Consider the following 15,584-nt stretch of genomic DNA (forward strand, 5'->3'; position numbering starts at 1 on the left):
ATGTAATCCGCTAGTCCTTCTTCTCGTTCGGGTTGCGGATCTTCATGTCCGATGGCTTCCACCAGCCGGACCGGGTTATTTCTTCGTGGGTGATGTCGGCGAGCGCCGGTTCCTCCCCGAGTGAGTTCGTGCGCAGAAGGTAGCGGTAGGCAGAACCCCAGTCACGGTGCCAGTCCTTGTCTAGGTAGCCCGGCATTTCGTAGGCGTAATTCACCGCCTCCGCTGTGGACATGGCACCGCCGCCCAGGAAGTCCTGGAAGCCACTTAGCTGCTCCTTGCCTGGGGCGTCCGGCGCGATGCGGAACTGCGGGATCTCGGTGACACCTGCGTAGTGGTTGAACGTGCGGTGGCACGGGAACTGCAGGGCTACCGGCCAGTCGAGCAGGCCCGGGGTGTCGGAGTCGAAGACATCGGTGATGTGCTCCAGGGTGGGGTTGCGCAGTGGGGTGAGCGCCATCCACTCGTACGGGTCGAGGTTGATGTCCTCGCCTACCAGGCGCACCACGTTCGCCTCTTCCGGCAGATCCTCGATGGGGTAGCGGAGGTTGCGCCACTTGCCGGTGGGGCCGGGGTCCAACATTTCGACATCGCCGATGTTGGTGACAGAGCCGCCCTCGTTGCGTGTGCCGTATTCGAGTTTGAGGGTTTGCCCTTCCTTCTCTTCGCCGTTGATGTCGTGGTGCGCTATGCGGCCCGCGACGGAGGCGACCAGCAGCGGGGCTTCCTCTGTTGCCTCGGGGAGCTCGAACCAGGCAGTGGTGATCTCAGAGGACGTTTGCGCTTCCTCCTCGAAGGTGCCCAGCACGGGAATGCGGTTGTAGTCCAGGTCGAACGGGAGGCGTACGGTGGAGCCGTTGATGCCCACCCGGTCGGTGGAGCGGTTGCCCTGTGTTCCCGCGCGGCTGGTGGACTGGACAGTGTCGGACGTGACGTCGTCGCCCTGCGTGTTGGAGCCGGTCGCGGTCTCAGCCGCGGGGGAGTCCGCGGCGGCCGAATCCGTTTTCGCAGAGTTGGCGGTATCCGCAGAGTTGGCGGCATTCGCGGCGTTAGCCGAGTTTGCGGAGCTCGACGAGTTGTTGTTCGCGGCTGCGGTGTTGCCGATCGCACCGACGCTCGCGGACCCCTCGTTCCCGGAATCGATGTAGGCCGGAACGCCCTCTGGGTGGAAGCCGCGGACAGTGCCGGACTCGAGGGATCTGCCCAGCGGGACCCCATCGACCGGGGTGAGGAAGGAGTCGTTCGTGTCCGTCTCCAGGAGTACGTCGCTGCTCATCTGGCAGGTGTTTCCCTTCAGCGAGCGGACGTTGCCCATGCCCACGGAATAGGCCGGTGCCTGGTCGACGAAGGATTTGATGAAGGTCAGGCAAGAGACCGCGACCATCAGGATCGAAGCCACCGCGATCGGGGCTGTCATCATCTTGGCAAAGCGTGTGCCTTCTGCTGCCTCTGCAGCCTCGAATTTCTTGACAACGCCCGCCTCTTCGGCTTCAGCGCGGCGCTGGTTGTAGCGCAGAGACTGGAATACACCCACGATGACGGTGATGAGACAGAGCCCGAGCATGACCGTGCTTGCTTCCACGCCCTTGAGCTGGACGGTCTTATCCCACCACGGGACAGCGAAGGACGACACGTACCACCAGGCGTTCCAACCGGCCAAGGAGACGGCCAAGAGGAACATCACCGCTGCCAAGGAGAATGTGCGTGCTCGGGCGGAGCGCGCGGCGATCTGCGCCAGAACCACTGCTCCGAGCGCGGCGGCGGCACCGGCAATGCCGGCGTAAATGCCGAAGTGGTGGGTCCACTTCGTTGGGGTGAACATGAGGAAGAACATGGACAGCGCGAAGATGGCCAGCAGGCGCTTCGTCGGCGCCTTTTCAGCACCGTGCACTTTTCCGAAGCGGGACATGCTCCACAGCATCAGGCCCAGGCATAACAGCAGCGCGAACATCGCGTATCTGCGGGTGAGCGACCCGTCGACTGTCGCTTCAAAGAGCGTGGTGTAGCGGACGTACTCGTTGTACCACTCGAGCGCCGGGCCGACTTCGGAGCGCACGGACGTGGCTTCCAGCACGGCAGCGAGGGTCTGGTCGTGGAAGACCGGGATCATCACTGCGAAGCCCAAGCCCAAAAATGGCAGGACATACGCTCCGGCCGGCGCATAGGCGGTGCGTTCCCGCACAATGCGCAGCAGCTCGGGCAGACACACCAAGAACACACCCACAGTGGTCAATCCGGTGGGGCCGCAGGCCAACGTGAACGCGGCGAAGACGGTGCCCAGCGCGGCGGGCAGCAGCCGACGTGAAGCGATCGCGCTCTCGAACGACGCCCAGGTGACTATCGTGCCCAGGGCGATGATCGGTTCGGGGCGCAGGCCGTTGTCGTAGGGCATCCAGAACGCCAAGAACATGAACGCTGCCGTCCAGTACGCGACGCGCCGGGTGGCAATGCTCTCGCCCAGCCGCGGCAGGATCTCCCGCGAGAGCACCCACCAAATGGCAATGCCGGACAGCAGCGTCGGGATGCGCATCCACGCCGAGGCCGTACTTACCTTCGCCAGCAGCGACAGCAGGTTGTAGAACGGGGCACCGAACGGCGATTCGGGCACGCCGTACCAGCGGTAGTAATTGGCCATATAGTCAGAGTCGTTGGCCACGCGCGCCATAGTGAGCAGGAAGCCGTCGTCCGACGTGTTCGCACCGAAGAAGTGCCAGAACAGCAGCAGACCCACGACCACAGCATCCAGCGGGGTGAACGAGCGCCACTCGGCACGCAGCGGACGAATCTTCCGGCCGTCGAGCAGGTCCAGGCGCGCCAGGGACCACAGCGCTACCAGCGCAGAAATCGTGCCCGCGATCATGGCCAGCCATTTCACCACCGAGGGGTGGGAGGTAAAACGGGAGTTGATGTCAATGTGGGCGGTGAGGCCGGCGTCGATAAGTGCTTGCGCCTCGTCTCCCGCAAGCTCCGTGTAGATGCCCGTGAGCTGGGGGCGCATGTCCTCATCGGTTTTTTCGGCGAAATCTGTGCCCGGGACCTCGACTGTGACGCCGTCGCCCGTGACCGTGAGGTGCAGTGCGCTGTTGTCGTCTTTGAGCGCCTTCTCCAACTCCGCGGGGGTAAGCTCGAAAATGACTTCGTTGAGGGAGGAGACCGTCAGCCCACCGTCCTCAGGGACAATGACAAAAAGGCCTCGGTCCAGTGCCTCGGTCGAGTCCGACGGCAGCGTCGACAGCACATTCGTCTGGCCCGGATTCAGCTTGTCAGTGGCGCTCAGCGGGATGGTCACGTCCAACGACTCCGGCGCCAACGAGATCAACGGGGCGTTCACCGAATTCAGCGATCCGTTCTGGGGCCAGTCGAAGGACGACTGGATTTGCTTCACCGGAAGCAGCGGCGTGAGCACGAAGAACAGGAACGCCAACGCGCCCGAGAGTATCGCCGTGCGGGTCAGTGTGCGGGGACTTCTTTGCGGGACGGCCTCGACGCGGGTACTGCCCGCGACTGACGTGTCATTGGTCTTCGCCTTCACTTTGCTCACGGCCTGTGATTCTACTTTCTGCTGCTTGTTCACTTGTTGCGGACCACCACCACAAACGGACCGAATTGCTGGGTGGTCCAGTCGGCGGAATCGAATGCCTTCGGGTTGAAGAACAGCGCCTCGTAGTGGACGTTCGGCTGGCTGGGGAAGATGTCGTGGGCGATGTGCGTCTTCCACGGCTCATCCGGGTCCGTCTCGCTGCCGCGCAGGATGAACACATCGGGTGAGCGCCACCTCTCGTTTGTCTCGTCGATGGCTTTTGTGAATTCTGCGGGGTCCGATAGTTCGCGGAAGGAGCCGCGCGCCCAAGAAGCGATGGCCTCACTGCGTGCCTCGAACTCGCCCAACGGATTGGCGTAGTGGCTCGTGAATGCATTGAACCCGTGGTACGGGTGGTAGACCATGAAGTTGATCTCGTCGGTGAGCAAGACGGTGTCGGCCGGCTCGTACCCCTGGTCCTGAATGAAGTCATTCATCTCGATGTAATAGCGGCCCACGTCGGATTCGCGCCGGTCCGCGCGTTCCCCGTTGCCGTCGGTGCTAGTGTAGGCCTGATCGATGAAGCTCTCGTTCTCGTCCGGGATCTGCTGGATGTACGCCAGCGCGCCAGCGGCAAGCAGCACCACGAACAGGGCGGTGACGGTACGGTTGCCGCGTTCGTTCAGCCTGTCCGGATACAGAAATTCCACGCCGGCGAGACGCAGGTCGGCGATAGCGAAAATGCCGGTAGTGGACAAAAGAAGCGCGATGAGCACTTCCACGCGGAAACCTAGCAAGGTCGTGCCAGCGAGCGCTATCACCATGGAGCCGAAAACCCAGGCGTAGCAGACGCTCACCGCGAGAGCGAGGTACGTGATTTCCGGTTCGCGGAAGCGTGCGACGATGTAAATGAGGCCGAGCAGGCTGAGGGCACCGACAGCACTGAGCTCGAAGAACGGCATCGGGATCGTCGTTCCCTCAGACGGGAGAAAGTGCTGCGCAGTCGACTTGACGGCCTCGGGGCTGGTCAGCAGACCTGTGATGTAGGGGGCCCACGCCACCAAAGCGATGGCGATGGACCCGAAACCCATCACAGCCAGTTGGCGCAGCGGCACCCACCACCGTTGCCCGCGCGGCCGGGCAACCATGGCGATGACGGCGAACGTGACCATCATCAACGCCACAATGCCGGTATAGAGCGTGTAGAAGCAGGCGGAAACGCCCAGGAAGACAGTCAGCGCGATAGTGGATTCCCACGAACCCCGCATCGCGCGGCACCCCATTACAGCGGCGGCGGGCACGCCCATGGCCACGATCGCGGCATAAGGCTCATCCGGCACCATGGTCAAGCAGATCGCCGTGGTGGCGAGGGCAATCGCGGTGGCCACAGGCAAGGAACCGATAAGTTTCCGCCATACCGGCACCAGCGCGGCGCCGGCCGCAGCCAGTGACATCAGCGCCCACGGCTGGTACACCTCCCACCCCGGCATGCCAAGGAGGTTCGACATGCGCCCGCCGAGCCAGAACCATCCCAGCGGATAGAACGTCGGCATGTCGATGTAGTTCATGTCCTGGTTGGCGGCGGATTCCGCCATGCGGGTCAGGAACTGGGTGCGGAAGCCTTGGTCCACCTGAATTCCGTCGAGGTACAGCTTAGTTGCCGAAAGAGGAACGCCAAGTGCGGAGACCACCAGCCCGGCGGGGGCCAGGGTGCACACCAGCTCCGTGAGTACTTCGCGCCAACGGGGCCTGCGCCCGTCACCGTCGCGCAGCCACAGCCAGGTCAGTGCGGCCACCGCCACAATCACCAGCAGGGAGCATGCTGTTGCCAAGGCGCGGGTGAGCATGGAGACGTTGAACGCCGCCAGGGAGACGGAATGCAGGATGTACCAGGAGACGAGCGCGAATGCGGCGCCGCCGAGAAGGGCGCAGACAAAACGCACCAGGGCGCCTGACGTCGATAAGCGATCTGGTGCGTGTGCGGAGACACGTTTGCGCTCCGCAATCGTCGATCCTGACTGCCGCTCGCGCTGCTCGGTGAGGTGCTCTGTCATACCTGACAGTTTCGCACAGCGTTGGGCCGTTGCCTGTATTAGAAGCTCAAGCGGCGCATGATCGGCGCAGGAATGTGCTGGAGCACGAGCGAGATCGGGCCGAAGAGTTTGTGCACGAACACATTCGGCTTCCCGTCGAGGGCCGCGGCCACAGCAGCCTTCGCGACATCCTGCTTATCGACGGTCAGCGGCGCCTCATCCAGCCCCTGCGTCATCTTCGTGCGGACCTGGCCCGGCCGAACGACGGTGACGGTGACACCAGAATCACGCAGCGCCTCGCCGAGCTGGGTGTAAAAGCCGTCCATTCCCGCCTTGGTCGCGCCGTAGACGAAATTGGAGCGGCGCACCTTCATGCCCGCCACGGAGCTCATCGCGATGATGGTGCCGTGGCCCTGATCCTTGAGCTTCTGGCCGAGAAGCACACCCACGGACACCGGGGCGGTGAAGTTCGTCTGTGCTGATGCGACCGCGGCCTCCTGGTTTTGCCACAGCTCTTCCTGGTCGCCCAGGGTGCCAAAAGCCACGATGGCCACGTCGACATCGCCGTGCGCGAACGCCTCCTCGATGACAGCCGGGTGGGAGGCGGTATCGAAGGCGTCGAAGTCCAGCACACGCACCTCGCCGGCGCCGTGGCTGGTGACCTCTTCGACTGCTGCGTCGATACGCGGGCTGTTCTTGCGCGCGGCGAGTGTCACGGTAGGGGAACCGCCGCGAGCTGCGAGCTCATCGACGATCGCGAGACCGATCTCGCTCGTCCCGCCGAGAAGAAGGATGTTCTGTGCCTGTCCAACTGCGTTAAGCATGGTGTTTGTCCTTTTCCTGTTCTCAGTTCGTTATCTCGTAAGCGGATTTCTCTTGAGCGACCTAAGAGAGCTCCAGTCGGCGGGACATGTCGGAGGCGAAGACGCCGGTCGGGTCGATCGCGCGGCGGGTCTCCAGCCAGCTGCCCATCTCCGGGTACATCTTGTGGAAGTTCTCGGCGGATGTGCGGGATTCCTTGGCCAGGTAGAGGCGGCCGCCGAACTCCATGACCTGCTCGTCCAAGCGGTCCAGGAGGGAGTGCAGGCCGTCGCGGATGGGGAAGTCCACGCACACGTTCCAGCCGCGCATCGGGTAGGACAGCGGCGCGCGGTTGCCCTCGCCGAAGAGCTTGAACACGTTCAGGGCGGTGTAGTGGCCGGAGGACTGGATGTCGTAGATGATCTGCTTGAACGGCTCGACGGCATCGGTGGGCACGACGAACTGATACTGGAGGAAGCCGGCCGGGCCGTAGCCGCGGTTCCACTCCGCGATCATGTCCAACGGCTGGTAGAACTGCGTCAGGTTCAAAATGTCGTTCTTGCTGGGCTTGCCCATGAAGTAGTAGGCCTCACCGATTGCCATGAGCGTCAGCTTGTTCATGGTCCACGACGGGAAGATGTCCGGCACCGTCATCAGCTGTGGCGCCGAGAACTTCAGCGGGTTCTTGGCCAGCTTCGGCGCGAACTCCTCCAGCTGCGCGAGCGTGGCCAGCGAGCCGCGGGAAATCGTGGAGCGGCCCGTCTTCGGCGGAGCGGAGATCGCATCGAACCATGCCGAGGAGTAGGTGTAGCCCTCCTCCTGGCCGTGGGAGTGCTCCTCAATCGTCTCGTCCAAGGTGTTTGTGCGCACCGTGTCGGAAATGAAGTAGGCGGTCTCCGTGAACGTCATCTGGATGCGCGCGCGGAGAATGATGCCGGTCAGGCCCATGCCACCGACCGTGGCCCAGAACAGCGTGCCGTCCGGGTCATCCGCGGAGCCTTCCGGTTCGAGGTGCAGGACGCGGCCATCGGCAACGAGCAATTCCATGGATAGAACATGGTCGCCGAAGGAGCCGGCGGAGTGGTGGTTCTTGCCGTGGATGTCCGGGCCGATCGCACCGCCGATGGTCACCTGCCGGGTGCCCGGCAGCACCGGGACCCACAGGCCGTACGGCAACGCCGCCTTCATCAGCTGGTCCAGCGTCACGCCGCCTTCGACATCGACGATGCCGGTGGAGGCATCGATGTCGTGGATCTTGTTCAGCGGCTGCATGTCCACGACGAGCCCGCCGCCGTTTTGAGCCGGGTCGCCGTAGGAGCGGCCCATGCCGCGTGCGATGACGCCGCGGCGCCGGTTCTCCGGCAGTGTCGCGTTGTCCTCGGCGACCTGGCGGACAGCTTCCTTGATTACGTCCACGTCCGGCGTAGCCAGGACGTGCGCGGTGGACGGAGCCGTGCGGCCCCAGCCGTAGAGCGATTTCGTAGTGGTGTGAAGTTCCATCTCTTCCATCCCCATCGATTTCGGTTGCCTTGGTTTTGGGCACTATCGGCCAGCCTAGTCCCGGCGGCGGAAAAACGATGGGGCGGAAATGCCCGACTAGGGCCTATTAGCGAGGAGGATCACAACTCCATGATGTCGCGGATCCGCTGCGGCAGCTCTTCCTGGCTAGTGATCAGGGGCTTGCCCGATTCTTTGTATTCGCGCAGTTCGGCGTAGACGATGGAGCGGCTCGTGCTATCCAGAAGCGGCAATTCCTGGGCGATGAGCCGAGTCATGAAATCATCCAGCGGCAAATCCGTGAGTTGGGCCGCGATGTGTGGGGAATCGTCGTTGTGGGCCATGCGGATCATCATACGGTCCGCTGTTCCGGCAGTAGTGTGGTGGCATGGAAGAGCCAAAGACGGAACGCGCCGGGGAGCAGACTCCCACAACGGCAGAGACAGTCCAGGAGCAGACGGGGGAGACCCGGATCGATTACAACGCCTTGGACAACACCACCGGTGGCCGGTTGCTCCAGGCGGCATTCGCTGTGGCGTTCACAGCGGTGCCGGACTATGCGCGGTCCAAGCCAGCGCGATTGGCTTCGTGGGCAGCGGTCGCCGCGGCGTTCACGGGAACCGTCGCCGTTTTCAACGCATTCGACGAAGATCCGCGCAACGACCTCACGGCCCGTGTGGAGCACACCGCTGAGACCGGCAGTCCGGCGAAAACGTGGGCGCTGCTTGGCGGCGTTCTTGCACTGACCATCGGCGGGGCGCGTCTGAGCATCGCGGTGCAAAACAAGTTTGCCGGCGCCCTTCGCCGCCGCGGCGCGAAACGCCCCAATACGCTGCTCGGCCTCATCGTCGGTGCCCTGGTTTTCGCTGGCTCGGAGGCCGTGGCACGATTCACCGCCAGCTAAACCGCACTAGCGCCACTAGGGTGGGGCCCATGCCGAGCACGTTGTATCGACCGCGCAGCCGCCAACAGGTGGCGTCTGTCGTCGACCTTGACGCCGCTCGCGCCCGCCTGCGCGGGGCACCGCGCCAGAACCCCAGCACGCTTTTGGTGCGGTGCGCGACTTCGCTTGCCGACGAAACCGTGCTCCGCCACATCGGCCTTAGTTCCGACAGCACTCTCGAGGATGTGCAACGGGCACTCCACACCGCGTTTTCGGTGCCGGGGGACACGCCCACCCCGAGCCGGTTCACCCGCGCCGCCTCCGACTCCGGCCGCTTGGACACCACCGGAACGATTGGCGATTACCTCAGTTCCCCCGGAGACACCCTGTTTTTTCACTGGGGTTTGTGGGAATTCACCCTTTCCCTCCTTGACGTCTATCCGCGCGACGATGCCACGCCGCGCGCATTGTGCGTGGCCGGTGCCGGGGAATTCGCGGGTGAGCCTTTCGACGTCGCCGCCATCAACGCGAAGCTCCTCGGTCCGTCAGCAGTGGAAGCTGTCCTGGCCACTGCCCGCCCGGAGGTGGTGGATGTGGTCGCGCGCTCGCGGAACATGGACTTCGTGCCCCTGCTGCAGGCACTCGACCTAGCCCGCCCCGCTGAGCTCGAACCCTCCGAAGTGCACATCCTGAACACCTTGCCCCGCGAACGCACCGGTGAGGCACGAGACGCCTTCTGGTGCACCGTCCTCGCTCTGTCATGCCTCGTCGACGACGCCAGCAGCGACGATGTCGTCGAATCCGCCATGGCAGCTTTGGGGCGAACCAGGGAAGACGGCAGCGCCTACTGCGCCGATGAGATTCACCAACTATGCGCGGGCTCCCTGGTCAGGCTCGCATCCGTGGGGGGATACGGGGCGGGGGGCAGGTCGGCCGTCGATAAGCTTGACCTTTATCGCGCGCTGCTTCGGGTAAAGTAATCCGGCGTGTCTTCGAAGGTTGAAACGACTCAGCCCACCAGCGCGAAAAGTCAGCTGCTGCGGTTCCTTGTCGTCGGCGTGTTCTGCGCCGTGCTCGATTTCGGTCTGACGTACCTGCTCACCCATTCTTTCGGGTTCACGCGTGTGACCGCGAAAGTGATCGGGTGGTGCCTGGGAACACTCGTCGCGTACCTGCTGAACTCGAAGTTCACGTTCCAGGCGAAAATCACCGGCAAACGCGCGCTCGCGGTGTTCGTGCTGTATCTGTCCACCCTCGGCGTGCAGACCTTCCTGTACTGGGTGACTAACGACCCCCTGATCGCCCTCGGCCTGGTGAACCCGTGGAAAGACGCGGTGTCCTTCGTCATCGCGCAAGGCGTGGCCACCGTGACCAACTTCGTGCTCCAGCGCGTGCTCATCTTCCGCGAGCCGACCCGCGTTGTCGTCAACGAGCCGCCGCGGTAGTTCTGAGCGCTAGGGGCGCTGGAAGTCTTCCTGTGCACCCATGCGCAATAGGGTAAGCCACTCCCTGAACTCTCGCGGGCTGCGGCGCTGAACGAGGAAGAACCAGCCGAAACGCACCAACTCCTGAAACTTCATCTTCCGCATCCCACGTTGGTTGATGATGTAACCGCGGTTGCGGTAGGTGAAATAGCGCTTCGTTTCGTTGTCCGGCCACTGGGCGTGAGCACGGCCGCCCATGATCGGGTGGAACTCAGCCGACCCATCGGGGTGCAAGTACGCCGTGGTCAACGCCGTGCCGTATTTCAGACCCGACTGGGCGAGGCGTCGGTGGTACTCCACCTCATCGCCACGGATGAACAGGCGGTAATCCGGTACACCGATGCGTTCCATCGCCGTGGCGCTGACTAACGCACCGTTGAACAGGCTCGCGTACTGCGGCAGGAAATCGCCCTCTAGCTCCTCCCGGCGGCGGTGCCAAGCCAGGCCCTGGCGGAGGGGAAAAGCGAGACGGTCCGAGTCGTCGATATTGCACACGACGGGGGAGACCTCGGCCAGCTTCTCGCGGCGGGCGACCTCGTAGAGCGTAGCCAGCACATGCTCGTCCGCCGGGCGTCCGTCATCGTCCGCGCACCAGATCGCGTCCGCGCCGAGCGCTAAAGCGTGCAAGAAGCCGTACGCGAAACCGCCCGCGCCCCCGAGATTCGTCTTCGATGCCAAGTACACCGCCCTATCGCCCGCGAGCCCTTCGAGGAGGTCTTTCACCTCAGCTTCGTGGCCGTTGTCCACCACAATCACCCAATCCACCGGGTGAGTCTGCCCCACCACCTGTTCGAGGGAATGCCGGAGCAGCTCCACACGCTTGTGCGTCACAATCACCGCGGCCGTCGTTCCCGCCGGGTTCAGCGTTGCGTCAGCGGCGGCGCGTGGGCGTTCTGCGGGGGAATTCATGCGCACCATTCTGCCACGCAGCCTCGACCGGGCTGGGCTGGGAGTGGCGGGCTGAGTGCGACACGGAACCGCAGGATGCTCGGATGCAGTCTAAGTAGATATGCAACCTCAACGTGTCGCGCCCAGGACAGTCTCTCTTCGGAACAAGATGGACGTCGCGCTCCGCCACACTCATACGTTGCGGGATGACGTGGTAGGTGCTCGAATCTCGTCGAGCCACTACCTTGCCGAGCACGCGCTGCGTCCTAGCGAGCTCGCGTTCCGGGAATCAGCGAGTCACCCCTGCAGCATCGTGTACGAAGCGCCCGCAGATGCACGGGCCGTCGCCATGGCACTCGAGCATCCTCACTATTCGATATGCGGTCTGAGCGCGCTCGCAGTTTTCGGGTTACGGTTCTTCGCCGACTGCTGCGACACCACATTGCACGGGCCTGTGAAACGGACAGTTCAGGCGACCCAATTCACACCACGGGTAACGCGGGTCGGGTGGACCAAGACGTGGACAGTATTTTTCAAGGATCGTCCTCTGCTCATTTCTGAACCCGCACTGGCCGCGGCTGAGGCAATTGCTGAAGTGAGGGCACATTCGCATGCTTGGGTGGTTCCGCGGATCGAGCCATGGTCACTCGAAGAGATTCAGGAGATCCAGCTCCTAGACTCGGTGAGACGTTTTCTGGGGTTGCATTGTGACGAGGTTGTCATGGCGTCGAAAGGACGGGTGAATCGGCGATGGCTGCTCAAGCTGATGTCGCACTCGAGCGCCCTCGCTGATTCGCCGAAGGAAACGGAGATGCGACTTATCTGTTCCAGAATCTGCGCTGATCTTGGGGTCGAGCTATCGGAACAGGTGCCTCTGGTTGCTAACGGCAAAATAGTCACGGTTTTTGATTTGGCCATCACGGAGCTCAAGATCGCGATCATGTACGACGGGGAACACCATCTGCAGAGGAAGCAGCGAGATCGGGATTCACGGATCAACGTCGAAAGCACCTTGCAGGGTTGGGTGATCATTCGATTCACTGCGGGAACATTGTTCGACAGTGCCCGCTATCTCGAAAGGTTGGTGAAGATCAAGCGGTGAATTTGTTTACAAACTAGGAATGCGTGACGCTTTATAGTTGCAGGTAGAGGCATTTTGAGTCGACGGTAGGCACTGCCGAAAATGTAAACAAATTCACCAGCTGCTTATCGACGCCCCCGGGCCCCACCCACCCAAGCCCCAAGCGGCGGTTAGGGTAGGGGGGATCCCGGTGAGCGTGGGCGGGCTCATCCTAGGTGGCGGGATCGTCCTCGTCGAAGCGGGTCAGAAGGTCGCGGACGTAGTCGCCGGCTTCGGGGCCTTCGTACGCTTCAACTACTTCGTCGACGAGACCGGCTTGCCTGATCTCCCCCTTATCCACCCACAGCGCGGTGTTGCACAGCTGCGCTAAGAAGTCGTTCGAGTGGCTGGCGAAGACGAGGATGCCGGAGCGCTTGACTAGTTCGGCGAGGCGGACGCGGGCTTTGGCCATGAAGGCGGCGTCGACGGCGCCGATGCCTTCATCGAGAAGAAGGATCTCAGGCTCGATGGAGGTGACCACCCCGAGTGCCAAGCGGACACGCATGCCGGTGGAGTAGGTGCGCAAGGGCATGGCTAGATAGTCGCCGAGCTCGGAGAACTCGGCGATCTCGTCCATCTTGGCTTTCATCTGCTTCCGGGTCTGGCCGAGGAACAGGCCGCGGATGATGATGTTCTCGTAGCCGGAAATTTCCGGGTCCATGCCCACGCCGAGGTCAAACACGGGTGCGACTCGACCACGGACGTCGGCAACGCCGCGGGTCGGTTCGTAGATCCCGCTCAACAAGCGCAACAACGTGGACTTGCCGGCACCGTTGTGGCCGACGAGTCCTACGCGGTCGCCTTCCCGCAGGTGCAGGTTGATGTCGCGGAGCGCCTCCACAACGACGGTGTTGGAGGCGTTTTTTCCGATGGCGCCGCCGGCGGAACTCATCACCGCTTTCTTCAAGGAGCGTGACTTGGCGTCGAAAATGGGGAAGTCGACGCAGGCGTTGTAGGTGTCAATGGAAACCATGGTGAACTCCTTGTTTACACCTGATTCAAGAATTGAGGTTAAACCCAGTACGGGACGCGGAAGCGCCAGCGTTTCATGGCCAGCAGGGCTAGTAACAGGCCGATCACCGTACCGGCCAGCACTACCCACCAGTGGTAGAGCGCGAGCTCTTCGCCAATGAGCGGTGCGCGCACGACTTCTAGGTAGTGGTAGAGCGGGTTGAGTTCGGCGATGCGGGCGCGCTGGGCCACCTCGCCGCCTTGTTCGCGCAGGGTCTTGGTGGTCCAGACAATCGGTGTGACATAGAACAGCAGCTGGACGAGCGCTTCGAGCAGGGGAGCAACGTCGCGGAAGCGGGTGGCGATGATGCCGAAGAGCATGGTCACCCACACGCCGTTGATGATCATCAGGGCGAGCGCAGGAATGAACAGCAGGATGTTCCATCCGAGCTCAATGCGGAACACGAGAACGAGCAGCAGCCAGATGACCATGTTGTGGGCGAAGAACAGCAGTTGGCGCCACACAAGGCGGTACACGTGCACTGACAGGGCTGAGGGAAGTTGCTTGATCAAGCCTTCGTTCTCGATGAAGACGTTCGCGCCGTCCTTGATGCACCCGGAGATGAAGCCCCACACGATGAATCCGACGGTGACGTGCGGGAGGAATTCGCGGACGGAGATCTGGAACAGCATCGAGTACAACAGGCCGAGTGCTAGGGACATGACCCCGGTCGCGATGGTGATCCAAAGCGGTCCAAGCGTCGAGCGGCGGTAACGCTGTTTGATGTCCTGCCAACCGAGTTGGAGCCATAGCTCGTGCTGTCCCCACCCGCGGGCGAGGTCGGAGGCGGCTGCGCTGAGGGTCGCGGACGTGGATGCGGGGGTGTGATCGTGGGCCGCCGAGGTCATGCGGGAGACGTCGGCAAGCAGCTGTTCGTTGTCCTGCACTCGTTCCACCCTAGTGCCCTGCGAGTGCCAAGTTGTGCAGGCATACTTGTTGCTTGTGGCGTGGGTGGTGTTCAATAGCCTCACACTTTGATTTCGTCCGGAAGGGAGCTTCGGCGTGGCTTACGATGTCGCCAGCGTGCGCGGGCTTTACACCTCTCTTTCGGATGGCTGGACGTACCTCAACGCGCATGATTGCCCGCAGGTCCCGGAGCGCGTGTCGGCGGCAGTGGCGCGGTCGTTCCGTATGGCGACGGCGGTGGCGGCGCCGGAGGTGAATGCGGGGTCGCATTCGCGGCGGGCGTGGGGGCGTCCGGAGGGGGAGACGTTTGTGGCGTCGGCACGCCATGCGGTCGCGGACTTGGTGGGGGCGTCGGCGGAGCGTGTTGTGCTCGGGCCAAGTCTTCCTGTGCTGTATGCGGCGTTGGTGACGGGGATGCGCCCAATGTTCCGTTACGACTCGTCGTTTGTGGTGAGCGCGCTCGATGATCCCGCGTTGATGGCAGCTGTTCGCCGAGCGCCGGCTACAGTCCGCACGGCTCACGTGGATTTGGGGACGGGCGAGCTTCCTGCGTGGCAATACGGGCAGCTTATCGACGGCTCGACCCGCCTCGTCTCCCTTCCCGCCGCCCATCCTCTTCTGGGAACGGTGGCTCCTGTTTCCCAGATCGTCGATCAGGTGCGGGAGCGTTCACGTGCGTGGGTGGTGGTGGATGCCACAGCGTATGCGCCGTACCACGCGGTGGATTTCGACGCGTGGGGTGCCGATGTGGTCGGTCTCGACCTCGGCGCGTTGGGCGGCCCCCACTTGGCGGCTCTGGTCGTGCGCGACACTGCGATGTTCAAACGCTTGGAAGCCTTGAACGGGGATCCGCGTGTGAGCGGGGCGGAAAAACTGTCTCTGGATATCTCGCCGGCGTTGGCTGGAGGTGCCGCGGCACTGGTCGATCACGTGGCGGATCTGGTCCCTGAACAGGCTGGGCGCACCACTCGTCGTGCACGTTTGACGCGGTCGATGGAGCAGATGACTGTTTATTTAGACGGGCTGCGCGATGACCTGTACACCTTCCTGGGGACACTCCCCGCGGTGCACATCCTTGGTGTGACTGGTGAGGCGGCTTCTGAGGCCAGCAACGACCGCCTGCCGCGTTTGACCTTCGGTGTACAGGGCGTGCCGGCGTCGACGGTGTACGAGCGTCTCTTCGACAATGGCATCGTGACAACCTTGACCACTCCGCAGCAGGCGACATTGTTGTTCGCCGAGATGGGCATCGAGGAAATGGGCGGTGCGGTGACTGTCGGCCTGGGGCCCTTCAACACGGAAGGCGATGTGGAGCAACTTATCCGAGTTGTGGCGTCACTGGCTTAGAGGCCTGCGAGTTCGGGCTGGTGTGCCTCGTGTGGGTGCCGCTCATTCTGCCCCGCTCTGCTCATTCCGCCTGTTTCGCTGTTTTGCCGTTCCGCT

At 63.0% G+C, this 15,584-nt stretch carries 13 protein-coding genes; 5 read left to right on the plus strand and 8 right to left on the minus strand.

The window, feature by feature from the left end:
- Positions 1–10 precede the first annotated feature (10 nt).
- The 5 genes from QYQ98_RS06270 to QYQ98_RS06290 all read right to left on the minus strand — a co-directional run bounded on the left by QYQ98_RS06270 (position 11) and on the right by QYQ98_RS06290 (position 8,201).
- Positions 11–3,529, minus strand: a complete 3,519-nt coding sequence (locus QYQ98_RS06270; protein ID WP_302007707.1) for an arabinosyltransferase domain-containing protein — start codon at positions 3,527–3,529, stop codon at positions 11–13.
- Positions 3,530–3,567: 38 nt separating this feature from the next.
- Positions 3,568–5,571: a galactan 5-O-arabinofuranosyltransferase gene (locus QYQ98_RS06275; protein WP_302006042.1), complete on the minus strand. Its 2,004-nt coding sequence runs from the start codon at positions 5,569–5,571 to the stop codon at positions 3,568–3,570.
- 38 nt (positions 5,572–5,609) lie between these two features.
- Positions 5,610–6,374, minus strand: a complete 765-nt coding sequence (locus QYQ98_RS06280) for a decaprenylphospho-beta-D-erythro-pentofuranosid-2-ulose 2-reductase (RefSeq protein WP_302006043.1) — start codon at positions 6,372–6,374, stop codon at positions 5,610–5,612.
- A 61-nt stretch (positions 6,375–6,435) separates the two neighbouring features.
- Positions 6,436–7,851: an FAD-binding oxidoreductase gene (locus QYQ98_RS06285; protein ID WP_302006044.1), complete on the minus strand. Its 1,416-nt coding sequence runs from the start codon at positions 7,849–7,851 to the stop codon at positions 6,436–6,438.
- Between the two features lie 119 nt (positions 7,852–7,970).
- Positions 7,971–8,201, minus strand: coding sequence for a hypothetical protein (locus QYQ98_RS06290; RefSeq protein ID WP_302007708.1), 231 nt, complete (start codon positions 8,199–8,201; stop codon positions 7,971–7,973).
- Between the two features lie 35 nt (positions 8,202–8,236).
- On the opposite strand from QYQ98_RS06290, the gene QYQ98_RS06295 reads away from it, so the two are divergent.
- The 3 genes from QYQ98_RS06295 to QYQ98_RS06305 are packed head-to-tail and all read left to right on the plus strand — an operon-like array spanning position 8,237 to position 10,176.
- Positions 8,237–8,752 (plus strand): hypothetical protein, encoded by a 516-nt coding sequence (locus tag QYQ98_RS06295; RefSeq protein ID WP_302006045.1) that lies wholly within the window; start codon positions 8,237–8,239, stop codon positions 8,750–8,752.
- A gap of 29 nt (positions 8,753–8,781) precedes the next feature.
- Positions 8,782–9,711 (plus strand): hypothetical protein, encoded by a 930-nt coding sequence (locus tag QYQ98_RS06300; RefSeq protein ID WP_302006046.1) that lies wholly within the window; start codon positions 8,782–8,784, stop codon positions 9,709–9,711.
- A gap of 6 nt (positions 9,712–9,717) precedes the next feature.
- Entirely contained in the window at positions 9,718–10,176 is a 459-nt protein-coding gene (locus tag QYQ98_RS06305; RefSeq protein ID WP_302006047.1) for a GtrA family protein, read from the plus strand.
- 9 nt (positions 10,177–10,185) lie between these two features.
- On the opposite strand, the gene QYQ98_RS06310 is transcribed toward QYQ98_RS06305, so the two are convergent.
- Positions 10,186–11,124, minus strand: a complete 939-nt coding sequence (locus QYQ98_RS06310; RefSeq protein ID WP_302006048.1) for a glycosyltransferase — start codon at positions 11,122–11,124, stop codon at positions 10,186–10,188.
- A 328-nt stretch (positions 11,125–11,452) separates the two neighbouring features.
- Between QYQ98_RS06310 and QYQ98_RS06315 the strand changes: the two genes are divergently transcribed.
- Positions 11,453–12,205, plus strand: coding sequence for a hypothetical protein (locus tag QYQ98_RS06315; RefSeq protein ID WP_302006049.1), 753 nt, complete (start codon positions 11,453–11,455; stop codon positions 12,203–12,205).
- Between the two features lie 190 nt (positions 12,206–12,395).
- Here QYQ98_RS06315 and QYQ98_RS06320 read toward each other — a convergent pair whose 3' ends face one another.
- A complete protein-coding gene (locus tag QYQ98_RS06320; RefSeq protein WP_302006050.1) occupies positions 12,396–13,196 on the minus strand; it encodes an ABC transporter ATP-binding protein in 801 nt (266 codons plus the stop codon).
- A gap of 38 nt (positions 13,197–13,234) precedes the next feature.
- Positions 13,235–14,083, minus strand: a complete 849-nt coding sequence (locus QYQ98_RS06325) for an ABC transporter permease (protein ID WP_302007709.1) — start codon at positions 14,081–14,083, stop codon at positions 13,235–13,237.
- Positions 14,084–14,237: 154 nt separating this feature from the next.
- Between QYQ98_RS06325 and QYQ98_RS06330 the strand changes: the two genes are divergently transcribed.
- Positions 14,238–15,488, plus strand: a complete 1,251-nt coding sequence (locus QYQ98_RS06330) for an aminotransferase class V-fold PLP-dependent enzyme (protein ID WP_302006051.1) — start codon at positions 14,238–14,240, stop codon at positions 15,486–15,488.
- Positions 15,489–15,584: the final 96 nt, after the last annotated feature.

This window comes from Corynebacterium sp. P3-F1 (genome assembly GCF_030503635.1).
Classification (GTDB): domain Bacteria; phylum Actinomycetota; class Actinomycetes; order Mycobacteriales; family Mycobacteriaceae; genus Corynebacterium.